Raw genomic sequence first — 13,054 nt, 5'->3', positions numbered from 1 at the left:
AGAAAATTTCAAACACTAAACTAATCCTTGCGCATACATCACTTTCGCTACTTTTTCAAAACCTGCAACATTTGCTCCTAGCAATAGATTTTTTTCATTGCCATAAGCTGCTGCCGTTTGGCGACACGTTTGATAAATATTTTTCATGATTTCATCTAATTGGCGATCCACTTGTTCACTTTCCCAAGACAATCGTTGAGCATTTTGACTCATTTCTAATGCTGAGACAGCGACACCGCCGGCATTAGCTGCTTTCCCAGGACAATACCACACATTGGCTTTTTCAAAAACATTGACAGCTTCAAGAGTACATGGCATGTTTGCGCCTTCTGCGATGATTTTCACTCCACATTCAACCAAGTTGTTAGCAAGCGTTTCGTCTATCTCGTTTTGAGTAGCGCAAGGAAGCGCGATATCTGCAGTTTCTTTCAAAGTCCAGACAGATTGACCAGCATGATAGACAGCAGAATCACGTTTTTCTGCATAAGCGGTCAACCGTTCCCTTTTTTCTTCTTTGACTTCTTTTAATAGTGCCAGGTCGATTCCTTCTGGATCATAGATAAACCCACTGGAATCAGAACATGTGATGACTTTCCCACCTAATTCTTGAACTTTTTCAATGGCATAGATGGCAACGTTTCCGCTACCAGATACCAGAACTGTTTTTCCTTCAAAAGAGTCTTTTTCTGCTTGTAAAAGATGTTTGACATAATAAACCAATCCGTAACCAGTTGCTTCCGTACGAATCTTACTTCCCCAAAAATCTAATGGTTTTCCAGTAAGGACACCGGCATCATATTGTTTTAATCGTTTATATTCTCCAAACAAATAACCGATTTCTCTGGCACCGACTCCGATATCTCCAGCAGGTACATCGATGGATGGACCGATATGCTTGGATAGCTCCAGCATGAAACTTTGACAAAAACGCATGATTTCATCGTCTGATTTTCCTTTTGGATCAAAGTCACTTCCGCCTTTTCCTCCACCGATTGGTAGACCAGTTAGACTATTTTTGAAAATTTGTTCAAAAGCTAGGAATTTAAGAATACTTAAATTCACACTCGGATGGAATCTCAACCCGCCTTTATAAGGGCCGATTGCTGAATTGTACTGAATGCGGTATCCACGATTGACTTGCCAGTTTCCTTCGTCATCTTGCCACGGCACGCGAAATTGAATGATTCTTTCTGGTTCTGACAACAATCCTAAAATATTGCGTTTGATGTATTCAGGATGTTTTTCTAAAAATTGAGTAGCTGAAGGCATAAATTCATCAATGGCTTGTAAAAATTCGACTTGTCCTGTGTCTTTTTGATGAATATTATTTTGAATTCGTTGGACGTATTCTGTTGCGTTTGTCATTGTTTCACACTCCTTTTATAATCTTCTTTTATTTTAGCCTATTTTTATTAGATGCTCAAAACATTTCCTGCTTTCTTTTCATAAATATGCTACACTTTCTCTGAGGTGAGGAAATGGAAACAACCTATGATGTGATTGTAGTCGGTGCTGGAACTAGTGGTATGATGGCTGCAATTAGTGCGGCTGAATATGGCGCAAAGGTTCTTTTAATTGAAAAAAATAAAAAAGCTGGAAAAAAATTATTAATGACAGGTGGCGGAAGATGTAATGTCACGAATAACCGTCCAGTTGATGATTTGATTGCTCATATTCCTGGAAATGGCAAATTTTTATACAGTACATTTTCCCAATGGAATAATTTTGATATCATGGAATTTTTCGAATCTCAAGGTGTTCATCTAAAAGAAGAAGATCATGGTCGGATGTTCCCTGTGACGAATAAGTCAAAAACGATTATCGAAGCCTTGATCCATCGTTTAAATGAATTAAATGTTACGATGCTCTTTGGCACCCGAGTCGAAAAATTAGTGCATAGCGACGGAAAAATCTATGGTGTACGAACGGAATTTGAAGAATTTCAATCCTCTTGTGTCGTATTAACTACTGGGGGGCGAACCTATCCGTCGACTGGTTCTACAGGTGATGGCTATAAAATCGTTAAAAAAGTCGGTCACACTGTCACACCTTTGTATGCAACAGAATCTCCACTGGTTTCTGAAGAAACTTTTATCAAGGATAAAACCTTGCAAGGATTATCTTTACAAGATATTTCTTTAAGCGTATTAAATAAGAAAGGTAAAGTCATCACCGAACATGTTATGGACTTGCTTTTCACGCATTTTGGGATTTCTGGACCTGCGGCATTGAGATGTTCAAGTTTCATCAATCAAGAGTTGCAAACGACTGGAGAACCTGTCACGGTCGTCTTAGACTGTTTTCCGAATCGTTCGCTTCAAGAATTGATCAACGAATTGACTGCTAAAAGCCAACAATCGAAGAAAACATTGAGTAATGCTTGGCATGGCTTTTTACCTGAACGCTTGCTTCTCTTTTTCCTTGAAAAAAGTGGATTAACGGAACAAACTGGTAGTCAAACGACAGAAAAAGAGATCCAACAATTTGCGGAGCTTTGCAAAAATTTTTCTTTCAAAATAACCAAAACTTTTGCCATAGAAAAGTCTTTTGTGACTGGTGGTGGCGTTTCACTAAAAGAGATCAATCCGAAAACATTAGAAAGTAAATTGGTCAATGGATTATTTTTTGCTGGTGAACTGTTAGATGTTAATGGGTATACTGGTGGTTTCAATATTACTGCGGCTTTTGCAACTGGACATGTAGCAGGAATGAATGCCGCTTTTCTTAGCTGATTAAATGAAAACAGTAACGAAGGGAGTAGAAGATGTCTTACTCTTTTCGTTACTGTTTTTTCTTTTTTTGTTGATAAACTGATGAATTTCCGACTGCATCACAGTACAAGATCAGCAAAAGTCCCTTTAGTTAAATCACAAATGGCTTGAGGTGCTAGCTCCATTTGGTGTCCTCTTTTTCCTGCTGATACAATGATCGTTTCTTGTGATTGTGCTGTTTGTTCTAAATAAGTAGGAAATAATTTCTTCATCCCAATTGGCGAGCAACCACCACGAATATAACCAGTGGTAGCTTCTAAGTCTTTCAGATGTAACATTTCTACTTTTTTGTTTCCAGATACTCTTGCTAATTTTTTTAGATCTAACTCTCGATTACCAGGAATGACCGCTACGATCGTTCCTGTTTTGTTTCCAACCGCTACGAGTGTTTTATAAATGCGGTGTTCACTTTCAGAAAGTTGCTCAGCGACAGAAGATGCACTTAAATGTGCTTCATCCCAAGCATACTCATGTTCAGTATACTTGATTTTCTTTTGTTCTACTAAGCGGATCGCATTTGTTTTCACTTGTTTTTTCTTTGCCAACATTTTCACCTTCAAATTAGATTGTTTCAATTTAATAATTGGATTATTGATTTTAGTTCCTTTACAGTGATTTGTCCAGGTGCTGATGCTTTTTCAGAGGTTAACGCACCAAAGGTCATGACCGAACCAGTCAAATTTCCCGATAAGCGCGAAATCATTCCGAGCTGTCCCATTGACATTGTAATCAGAGGCATGGACACAAACGCTCCTGCCCGTCTCGTTAGCTCCATCAAACGTAAAACATCTCGTTCGTTATGGGGCATTACCGCTATTTTACCGATATCTGCACCAAGATGTTCCATCATATTCAATTGATACAATAAGACTGGATCAGCTGGGGTCTCTTTAAAATTATGACTGCTGATAATCATCGGGATGTTGCGCTGTTTGATTTCTGCTAACAACTCTTTTTCAAGGCTTTCAATTTTGTCTAATTCTAAATCAACCATATCGACTAAACCAGAGCGGATCATCTGTAGGTACAACTCGTGATATGCTCGGATCGTTATATCTCGTTTGCCACCTTCTGCTATTGTTCTAAAAGTGAAAAGCACCGGTAACCCGTCGAGCATCTCATGGATCAGTACCAACGTTTCTGTGACTTTTTCATATTGAAAGACATCTTCATAATAATCAATTCGCCACTCCACTAAATCAGCACCAGCTTCTTTGGCTAAAATCGCTTCTCGCAAAAGTTCTTCACGAGTGTCTCCGATCATTGGCGCACAAATTTTAGGATGTCCTTTTCCTAAGTTTAGTCCTTTCACTTGCACCATCTGTCCTCCCCCCTTATTTCCTAATTTGATAGATAAATACTTTTAAATAATCCCCTTCTGGAAAGGCTTCAATGGTTTGGAAATCTTGTGGTAATCGAAAACGAGTGATTTCTTCATATTCAACATTGGCTAGCATTAGTTCATTTTCGATCATTTTTTTGAACTGATCGGTACTCACGTTAGCTGCGTTCGTTGAAGCGATAAGCGTTCCCTCGTCCGATAAAATAGCCAAGCTATCTTTAACCAATTCGCCATAATCTTTGGCTACTCGGAACACTTTCTTTTTGTTTCTCGCAAAACTTGGAGGGTCAAGCACAATGAGATCATAAGTCAGTTGCTTTCTTTTAGCATATTTAAAATAGGCAAAAACATCCATCACAATGATTTTTTGTGTCTGAAGATCCAAACCGTTGATTTCAAATTGTTCCTGTGTTTTTTTCAAACTTCGCTTTGCTAAGTCAACACTCGTGGTCTCCAAAGCACCACCCATTGCTGCCGCAACTGAAAAAGCCCCAGTATAGCTAAACATATTCAAAACAGTCTTTCCTAGACCAAGTCCATCGATCAAAGCTCCTCTGACTTCTTTTTGATCTAAAAAGATGCCTGTCATCAGCCCTTCATTCAAATAAGTGGCGTAAGAGACGCCATTTTCTTTGATGATTAAAGGTTCAGGAGCTGTTTCTCCATAAACATACTGACTTTCAGGAAATTCATTTGTTTCAAAACGGATTTTTTCGTAAGCACCCTTTATCTCAGGATAAACTTGTTGAAACGCTGAGAAGAGCAAATGGCGGTAAGTATAAAGAGTTTCATTATACCAAGAAAATACTGCATAATGTTCATAATAATCAATGATCAGACCACCGATGCCATCCCCTTCTCCGTTAAATAAACGAAATGCTGTTGTTTGTTCATCTATGAAAAAAGCTTGTCTTTTTGCTTTAGCTTCAGAAAACTTTTTCTCAAAAAATGCCTGGTCAAACGTTTCATTTTGTTGACTCAAAACCCAACCGATTCCTTTGTTTTGTTTACCTAAATAGCCCTTAGCTAAGAAATTATCTTGTTGATCAACCAATTCGATCCACTGCGTGGTTTCATTGTACGACTGGACCAAATCTTCCTTTTGAATCAATGGATAACCGTTCTTGATACGATTTCCTGCTTTTTTCTTAATTTGTACTTTCATTGACTCACCTACTTTACCTTTATCATTAATCAGTATACCAAATATTAAGCAGGCTGTCTTAGTGCTAGCGTTCACAAAAGAATAAGAAATCCTTAATCACCGGTGTAAGCGTTTGGTTTCGATTGACACTGGATTTGCGTACTAGTAAAATAGGATGGAATATGTAGTTTGAGCAATCATAACTTCATAACACTCTGTAAATGAGAAGAGTGGGGAAAGGGAGATTACATTGAGACGAATAAAAACACCCGCCTTTTTGAATAAAAGGCTCGGATTTTTTTCTTTATTAGCTGTTTTACTTTGGCTAAAAACAATTTTTGCCTATTTGTTTGATTTCAATTTAGGCATCGAAAGTGGCATACAATACTTTATACTGTTTATCAATCCGATCGCTACCACGTTGTTGTTAATGGGGATTGCGTTATATGTGAGACGGACGAAAGCGTCTTATATTACAATGATGGTCATTTATTTCCTATTGACTTTACTGGTGTTCTCCAACGTAACTTATTATCGTGAGTTTACGGATTTTATTACGATCAATACCATCTTGGGGGCAGGAAAAGTAGCTAGCGGGCTTGGAGAAAGTGCTATTCGCTTATTTAGACCATATGACGTCCTTTATTGGATCGACTTTATCATTGTCGCTGCATTATTGATAACCAAAAAAATCAAAATGGATCCACAACCGATTCGTGCACGAATGGCTTTTGCGATCTCGACTTTGTCAGTCATGATTTTTTCTGGAAATTTATTTTTAGCAGAAGCCGATCGCCCAGAATTATTGACTCGTACTTTTTCTAGAGATTATTTAGTCAAATATTTAGGTATCAATGCGTTTACCGTCTATGATGGTATCCAGACTTACCAAACGAACCAAGTACGAGCAGAAGCAAGTCCTAATGATCTGAAAGAAGTAGAAAGTTATATCAAAGATCACTATGCTGAACCAAATGATGAAACATTTGGTATTGCTAAAGGAAAAAATGTGATTTATATCCATTTAGAAAGTTTCCAACAATTCTTGATCGACTATAAACTAAAAGATGCCAATGGTGTAGAACATGAAGTAACGCCATTTCTGAATAGTTTATATCATAGTAACAGTACATTTAGCTTTGACAATTTCTTCCATCAAGTTAAAGCAGGTAAAACCAGTGATGCTGAAACCTTATTTGAAAATTCACTATTTGGTTTAAATCAAGGATCGTTATTCACTCAATTAGGTGGAAAGAATACCTTCCAAGCTGCTCCTGATATTTTGAGTCAGACACAAGGTTATACGAGTGCCGCCTTCCATGGTAACGCTGGTACATTCTGGAATCGTAATGAGACCTATAAAAAATTAGGTTACAACTATTTCTTTGATGCTTCTTATTATGATGTCAATGACGACAATTCATTCCAATATGGATTGCATGATAAGCCATTCTTCCAACAATCAGTACAATATTTAGAACATTTACAACAACCTTTTTATTCTAAATTTATTGCGGTATCTAATCATTATCCTTATTCTAAGTTCACAAACGAAGAAGCAGGCTTCCCGCTAGCTACGACAAATGATGAAACGATCAACGGATACTTTGCAACAGCGAATTATCTCGATACAGCAGTTGAAGAATTTTTCAACTATTTGAAAGCTAGTGGTCTTTATGATAATTCTGTCATCGTCCTTTATGGTGATCACTACGGAATTTCTAACTCTAGAAATAAATCGTTAGCGGAACTAGTGGGTAAAACCAGTGATACATGGACCAACTTTGACAATGCACAAATGCAACGAGTTCCCTACATGATCCATCTTCCTGGACAAACAAATGGTGGAATCAATCATACCTATGGCGGACAAGTGGATGCATTACCTACTCTACTCCATCTGTTAGGAGTAGATACCAAAAATTACAATCAGCTAGGACAAGATCTCTTTTCTAAGCAACATGATCAACTTGTTACTTTCCGTGATGGTGATTTTATTACTCCTAAATACACTTATTATGGCGGAACGATTTACGATAACAAAACCGGACAAGCCATTACAGAACCGACTCAAGAAGTTCAAAATGAAATTGATGCATTGAAAGAAAAAGCGAATAAACAGTTAGCTGTTTCAGATCAAATCAACAATGGTGACTTACTCCGCTTTTCTACAGATACTGGGTTAGACCCAATTGAAGCAAGTCAATTTGATTACAAAAACGGCATGAAACAGTTGCTTGAAAAAGAAAAAGAACTAGGTGACAAATCAACAAGTGTCTTTAGTCAAAACAATAACCAATCAACAAAAGATCTATATGAAACCAAAACTTACCAACAAATAAATGGGACACAGACGAGTGATTCAGTTCCTTCTTCTGAATCTGATAAATAGCTAGCCTTTCTTTCAAAAGGATTACGTGCCCATAGAAGTAATGATTATAAAAGCTAAGATTGACGAAAACCAATTCTTGTTTTTCGTTAATTCTTAGCTTTTTTCATGCACTTTAATTTGAGTTACTCTGGCGTTTTTCTAGAAAATAAAGCTTAAACTCGAGTATTAGAACCATCCATGAACATTGGATTTTATTCACAAAATATAGCGGAACAGTTGATTTATCGTCATTTTCGTTTATTAAAAAATAGGGATTTCCTGATTTTACTATATGAATTTCATACTTTATTCATATTCATTTTCTATAATTTAAAATGAGGTGAAAGTGATGAGAATACTCCGCTATTCAGTTGCAAGAATGCGTTATTATAAAAAACAGACACTCTTTAGTTGCTTGTTTACAAGTGTCACTGCTTTTTTATTGATGCTTGTGTGTAACTTATATCATTTACAATCAACACTTTATGCACAAATTGAAGATCGTCTTAGTTTCTTGGACACGACGTCCTTAAAAGTACACTTTCCGTCTTTTCTATCAGTGAAACAATTTTATGTCGAGCTGATCTTGTTGTTACTGTTCTTGTTTGTTGGCGCATTTATCTTTTTCTTTCAGCGAACATTAAAACAAGACCAACGTGAATTGATCAACTGGCGTTTAGCTGGTTTATCGAAAACTAGAATTTTTCTTTTGATTATCTGGCAAATGATCTTACCATTACTGATCTGTTGCACACTCTTATTTATTGGAATTGTGCTTTTTCAAAACATTTATCAAGCACTGTTACAACATCTTAATTTTTGGAGTCTAAGATTATTTGAATTACCTGACACCCATTCACTTATATCGACTACTCGACCATTAGCCATACCGATGGATCAACAAACTTTTTTTAAAATTGATTTTGTAAACGATGCTTTTTTCTTCGATACGTTTAAGAGTTTCCTACAAACGGTTGGCCTTCTTATCTCCATCAGTCTATGCATTAGTCTCTTACAATTTACGATTTTCTATCAACGTTTAAAAAAAGGTAAGGTGATCTTTCATGAATACATGTAAGCCAATAATGTCTTTAGGAGAATTAGCTGTTATTCTTTGCCCAAAAGCAAAACAAGAAGAACTATTAACAGCGCTAAAAGAGCAAGCGATTGTATCGAGTCCCAAACAATTACTTATCGTCCAAAAAGATTGGCCTCTCTTCCCTTATTTAAAAACCAAAGATCAAGTACTACTGAATTTATCTGAAAATAAAAAAGAACGTTTATCTTTTCAAGAAATGCTCAAGATTGATCCAGCACTTCTTAACAGAGAACCTGATCAACTCTCTCTTTTTGATAAAATCAAACTTCAATTGTTGCATGCGTTACTTGCTAAAAAAGACAAACTCATCATTGAAGAAGTGCTGGACGAACTTAAAGTAATTGAAGCACAAGAAATTCTTGATCTATTTGATTATCTAGTCAAAAACAAAAAAATCGCCATTCTATTACTGACTCATGATGAAACCATTGCTCATAGTCAGTATGTCGACCAAATCTATGATGAACGATAAAAAGAGGTCGTGGAAAGAGCAACTCGACCTATGTAATAAGGATGAAACTCACAGCTTCCTATGTTTTGAGAGTTTCATCCTTATTGCCGAAGATCAGCTCTTTGAACACTATTTAGCTCCTCTCTTAATTGTTGAGGAGTTGTTTCTTGAACGCCGTTTATTCGTTTTTAGAGATACTAAAAGAGACTGAACCAAGTTTTGGATCAGTCTCTTTGTTTATTTTATTTCTACATCTGGTAATTTAACTGTAAATGTTGTTCCTGTCCCCAATTCGCTTTCTACTTCCAGCTTTCCTTTATGAAGCCGAACTAACTGTTGAACGATTGGAAGTCCTAGACCTGATTCCCCGTATTTTGTATTCTTTCTTGAGGGATCAACTTTATAATAACGGTCCCAAATACTCTTCATTTGTTGTTCAGTCATTCCGATACCTGTATCCTTAATTCGGATAATCGTTTCTAGATAACCTTTTTCTAAAGAGATCGTGATCGTTCCATTTTCTGTAAATTGAATCGCATTTTGGATGATATTCACCATGATTTGCACAAATCGGTCATAGTCTGCATACACTTCCACATTGTCTTCTGCTTGTAAAACTAAAACATTCCCTGCAGCTTCTGCTTTAGTTTCAAGCTGTGCCACAATATTTTTCAATGTTTCTGTACCATTGAATCTTTTAATAACCATACTGATTTGATTGGTTCTGATTTTTTCATAGTCTAGATTTTCGTTAACTAAGCGTATCAGTCGTTCTGTTTCATTTTTCATCAAGTTGATCGCATTTTCTCTTTGGTCTTCAGGAATTGCATTATATTTTAGACCTTCAAGTAACCCGTTGATTGTGGTTAGCGGCGTACGCATTTCATGAGAAGCATCTGCCATAAATTGTCTTCGGCGGTTTTCTTGCTCTTCGATTTCAGCCTGTGATTCTTTTAAAGAATTCGTCATTTTGTTGAAGTCATCCGCTAATTCATCAAATTCATCTTTATCATGAACTGGCAATTGGACATCAAAATTTCCATTCGTGACTTCTTTCGTTGCATTACGTAAACGATTGATCCTTTTAACCTGAAAAGCAGCAAACGCATAACTCGCTAGTATAGCAACAATACTTGAAAAAATAAAACCTTTAAACAGATTCAATGTGACCGACCGAACACTATTATCGATATTTTTAGCCGGTTGACTAACAACCAAGCCACCATAAAATTCATGATTTAAATTAAAAGGTACTAAGGCATAAGACGTCGCTTGATTTTGTCCTAGTATATTTTTGTTGGAAGTAAATTTTACTTGTCTTCCATGACGCAGATTATCCCATTGTTCCGCTTTAATCGTAAAGTTCAATACCACATTATCAGTAGGATAAATGACCCGTTCGTTCTTATCGATAAAAATAAAATTGACATTTTGTTCTGATAAGACTTGTTCCGTTAATAATAATGCATTTTGAAACGCTTGATCTTGGCTTAATTGAGGAAACGTGTCTGTGTATGTCTGTGTTGTCTTCTCGACAGATTCTGCATAGCCAAAAAGTTGTTGGTAATTATTTTCTTCAATGGTTTGCTTAGTCAGTTGCGTAAAAGAAACACCTACGATCAAAATGATCATCGCGATCATTCCGCAAAAGGCTAATAACTGCTGGTAAAGATAGCGCATTAGGCCACACCAGAATCATCAAATTTATAACCTACGCCCCAAACCGTTTGAATGACTTGTGGTCCAACCTTTTCGATTTTTTGTCGAAGCTTTTTGATATGCGCATCAACCGTTCGTTCATCACCAAAGTATTGATAATCCCACACTAATTCCAGTAATTGTTCCCGAGAAAATACTTGGCGTGGTTTTTTAGCTAGTGTAAATAATAGATCAAACTCTTTCGGTGTCAAACCTTCGATTGGTGCTTTATTTAAATAAGCTTCACGTGTTTTTGTATTCATCTTAAAGTGATCTGTTTCGATATCGAAGTGATCGTCCGAGTTGTTTGTTTCTTCTTTTACCTCTACCAATTCACTACGACGGTGTAAAGCTTTCATTCGGGCAATCAAAGTTAGTGGGCTAAAAGGTTTGGTCACATAGTCATCTGCGCCCATCTCTAATCCAATAACCTGGTCACTTTCAGAATCACGAGCTGTTAACATAATGATCGGAACTGTACTAGAGACTTTCCGAATTTCTCTTCCAACAAGCATACCATCCATCGTTGGCAAGTTCAGGTCTAAAGTGATCATGTCCCAGTAATTCGGTCTTTCTAAAAAAGCATCTAGACCTTCTTTTCCGTCATATTTAAAAGTTGCTTCCCATCCTTCATTCAAAAAAAACATCTGCATCATTTCAGATACGGATTGATTATCTTCTATCATTAAAATATTCATTTTTTATTTCCTCCAATACTATCATCGAGTTCTTGTAATTTTTTTTCAGTTAAGATAAAAATCGGCATAATTGGAAAAACTAAAACCAACATCTCGATTATAAAATAGTTTGTCTGTCCAGTTAATTTTAGTAAATAGCCGATCAAGGCCATCAATAAACCGAAAATAAAAAAATATTTTCCACTTGTTTTTTGTGCTAACCGCCAGTGAACATCGGATTTTGTGGCTCGCGGTGAGTGGTAACCATAAAAAGGCAGATTCCCTTTAGAAGGGATAAAAAGAAACAAGCAACCTAGGATAGTCAAAAATACTCCGACAACCAAAAAAATCATATGATCCCTCCTAAATCTCTCTTTCTAGTATACTCTAAAAATTAACTTGAACCAATATATTCGGTAATTCTTCACGAAAGGTTTGTCTTTTGTTCATTCTTTGTTAAGATAGGGGTAATCGAATAAAAAAGGGGTTTTTTTTGTGTCAAATTATCGTGCAATTACTTTTTTTGATCTTGATGGAACACTGTTAGATGCTCAATCAAAAATCACACCAGAAGTGGCCGAAGCAATGCAAGCACTACAGGCAAATAACGTCCTGCCAGTCATAGCAACTGGACGAACTGAAGCTGAAATCAAACATATCATGTCAGATGCTGGTATTTCCTCTGCAGTTACGATGAATGGTTCTTACATCAGCGTGGATGGTCAAGAAGTTCATTCTGAAATAATCGCAACTGAAGACTGTCAAAAGATGCTCGAACATGTCCAAATACAAGGGCACCAGCTCTCATTTTATAACCATCAACATATTTGGTGTACCGCACACACACAAACGATGATTGATGCCTATAACTTTATCCATTCAAATGTACCAGAAATCAATCCGCAAGCTTATTTGGATCATCCAATCAATATGTTACTTATCCTCTCTCAATCTGGGGATGAATATTATCATGAACAATTTCCTGATCTGACTTTTTATCGAAATGGTCCTTACTCGATTGACACGGTCAAAAAAGGAATCTCGAAAGGTGCAGGAGTGAAACGTTTAAAACAAGAATTAAACCTTGTTGATGTGCCTACATTTGGATTTGGTGATGGACCAAATGACTTTGCACTGTTAGAAGCATGCGACAACAAGATCGCGATGGGCAATGCTTACAATGATCTCAAAGAACTATCCACTTTTATTACAAAGAAAAACACTGAGGGCGGAATCGTTCATGCGCTCAAACATTTTGACTTGATTTGATTTTTAATCGAAAAACGATGAAATTCTGCTGATAAAAATGATAGCTAGTAGAAAGGTGATTCATCTAGCCAATATCAGGTGAATGTTGAAAGCTTTTTAACTAGATACGATGTATATTTCCGAGTAACTGAGAGATGATTTTTTACAGTATTAGCTATTGAGAATCATCTCTTGATACTTCGGACGATTTGCTTTTTCCGTGATCGTTTCTCGTTGAAAAAATTCAATTTTG

General features: G+C 36.6%; 11 protein-coding genes and 1 pseudogene. 5 read left to right on the top strand and 7 right to left on the bottom strand.

The genetic code is table 11. The features are described 5' to 3' along the window. Positions 1–15: 15 nt before the first annotated feature. Positions 16–1,365, bottom strand: a complete 1,350-nt coding sequence (gdhA, locus tag AB3H93_RS06220) for an NADP-specific glutamate dehydrogenase (protein ID WP_010718408.1) — start codon at positions 1,363–1,365, stop codon at positions 16–18. Positions 1,366–1,478: 113 nt separating this feature from the next. On the opposite strand from gdhA, the gene AB3H93_RS06215 reads away from it, so the two are divergent. Continuing rightward, the gene (locus AB3H93_RS06215) at positions 1,479–2,732 is read left to right on the top strand and encodes an NAD(P)/FAD-dependent oxidoreductase (RefSeq protein WP_010737843.1); all 1,254 of its coding nucleotides are present in this window, start codon (positions 1,479–1,481) and stop codon (positions 2,730–2,732) included. Positions 2,733–2,830: 98 nt separating this feature from the next. On the opposite strand, the gene ybaK is transcribed toward AB3H93_RS06215, so the two are convergent. From ybaK to AB3H93_RS06200, 3 genes are read right to left on the bottom strand one after another with little or no spacing between them, the layout of a single operon-like run. Next, positions 2,831–3,316 (bottom strand): Cys-tRNA(Pro) deacylase, encoded by a 486-nt coding sequence (gene ybaK, locus AB3H93_RS06210; protein ID WP_025480513.1) that lies wholly within the window; start codon positions 3,314–3,316, stop codon positions 2,831–2,833. A 26-nt stretch (positions 3,317–3,342) separates the two neighbouring features. Then, complete coding sequence (aroD, locus tag AB3H93_RS06205; protein WP_096708923.1) at positions 3,343–4,092, bottom strand: type I 3-dehydroquinate dehydratase; 750 nt, start codon at positions 4,090–4,092, stop codon at positions 3,343–3,345. A gap of 13 nt (positions 4,093–4,105) precedes the next feature. After that, complete coding sequence (locus AB3H93_RS06200) at positions 4,106–5,278, bottom strand: class I SAM-dependent rRNA methyltransferase (protein WP_368020306.1); 1,173 nt, start codon at positions 5,276–5,278, stop codon at positions 4,106–4,108. A gap of 229 nt (positions 5,279–5,507) precedes the next feature. On the opposite strand from AB3H93_RS06200, the gene AB3H93_RS06195 reads away from it, so the two are divergent. From AB3H93_RS06195 to AB3H93_RS06185, 3 genes are all read left to right on the top strand, one after another. Next, entirely contained in the window at positions 5,508–7,649 is a 2,142-nt protein-coding gene (locus AB3H93_RS06195; RefSeq protein WP_010718413.1) for an LTA synthase family protein, read from the top strand. Between the two features lie 328 nt (positions 7,650–7,977). Beyond that, on the top strand, positions 7,978–8,706 hold the full coding sequence (locus AB3H93_RS06190; RefSeq protein WP_010737848.1) for a hypothetical protein: 729 nt from the start codon (positions 7,978–7,980) through the stop codon (positions 8,704–8,706). Beyond that, positions 8,693–9,199 (top strand): hypothetical protein, encoded by a 507-nt coding sequence (locus AB3H93_RS06185; protein WP_010718415.1) that lies wholly within the window; start codon positions 8,693–8,695, stop codon positions 9,197–9,199. Before AB3H93_RS06190 ends, AB3H93_RS06185 begins: the two co-directional genes overlap by 14 nt. Before the next feature lie 216 nt (positions 9,200–9,415). On the opposite strand, the gene AB3H93_RS06180 is transcribed toward AB3H93_RS06185, so the two are convergent. The 3 genes and pseudogenes from AB3H93_RS06180 to AB3H93_RS06170 all read right to left on the bottom strand — a co-directional run bounded on the left by AB3H93_RS06180 (position 9,416) and on the right by AB3H93_RS06170 (position 11,906). Continuing rightward, entirely contained in the window at positions 9,416–10,858 is a 1,443-nt protein-coding gene (locus AB3H93_RS06180; RefSeq protein ID WP_368020305.1) for an ATP-binding protein, read from the bottom strand. Next, positions 10,858–11,574 carry a response regulator transcription factor gene (locus AB3H93_RS06175; protein ID WP_010718417.1) on the bottom strand — a complete coding sequence of 239 codons (717 nt, stop codon included), beginning with the start codon at positions 11,572–11,574 and terminating at the stop codon, positions 10,858–10,860. The genes AB3H93_RS06180 and AB3H93_RS06175 overlap by 1 nt, the downstream gene beginning before the upstream one ends. Beyond that, a pseudogene (locus AB3H93_RS06170) lies at positions 11,549–11,906 on the bottom strand (SdpI family protein). Before AB3H93_RS06170 ends, AB3H93_RS06175 begins: the two are co-directional and overlap by 26 nt. A gap of 142 nt (positions 11,907–12,048) precedes the next feature. Here AB3H93_RS06170 and AB3H93_RS06165 point away from each other — a divergent pair. Beyond that, a complete protein-coding gene (locus AB3H93_RS06165; RefSeq protein WP_010737850.1) occupies positions 12,049–12,822 on the top strand; it encodes a Cof-type HAD-IIB family hydrolase in 774 nt (257 codons plus the stop codon). The last annotated feature ends 232 nt before the right edge of the window (positions 12,823–13,054 follow it).

The organism is Enterococcus sp. C74, from assembly GCF_040887125.1.
GTDB classification, from domain to species: domain Bacteria; phylum Bacillota; class Bacilli; order Lactobacillales; family Enterococcaceae; genus Enterococcus_B; species Enterococcus_B hirae.
Note: the sequence above shows the minus strand (reverse complement) of the source record. Positions and strands in the feature narration are given on the sequence as shown.

Excerpts from the sequence above, each read along its gene's own strand:
- gdhA (WP_010718408.1), bottom strand. The coding sequence starts at position 1,365 with ATGACAAACGCAACAGAATACGTCCAACGAATTCAAAATAATATTCAT.
- AB3H93_RS06215 (WP_010737843.1), top strand. The coding sequence starts at position 1,479 with ATGGAAACAACCTATGATGTGATTGTAGTCGGTGCTGGAACTAGTGGT.
- aroD (WP_096708923.1), bottom strand. The coding sequence starts at position 4,092 with ATGGTGCAAGTGAAAGGACTAAACTTAGGAAAAGGACATCCTAAAATT.
- AB3H93_RS06200 (WP_368020306.1), bottom strand. The coding sequence starts at position 5,278 with ATGAAAGTACAAATTAAGAAAAAAGCAGGAAATCGTATCAAGAACGGT.
- AB3H93_RS06190 (WP_010737848.1), top strand. The coding sequence starts at position 7,978 with ATGAGAATACTCCGCTATTCAGTTGCAAGAATGCGTTATTATAAAAAA.
- AB3H93_RS06185 (WP_010718415.1), top strand. The coding sequence starts at position 8,693 with ATGAATACATGTAAGCCAATAATGTCTTTAGGAGAATTAGCTGTTATT.
- AB3H93_RS06180 (WP_368020305.1), bottom strand. The coding sequence starts at position 10,858 with ATGCGCTATCTTTACCAGCAGTTATTAGCCTTTTGCGGAATGATCGCG.
- AB3H93_RS06175 (WP_010718417.1), bottom strand. The coding sequence starts at position 11,574 with ATGAATATTTTAATGATAGAAGATAATCAATCCGTATCTGAAATGATG.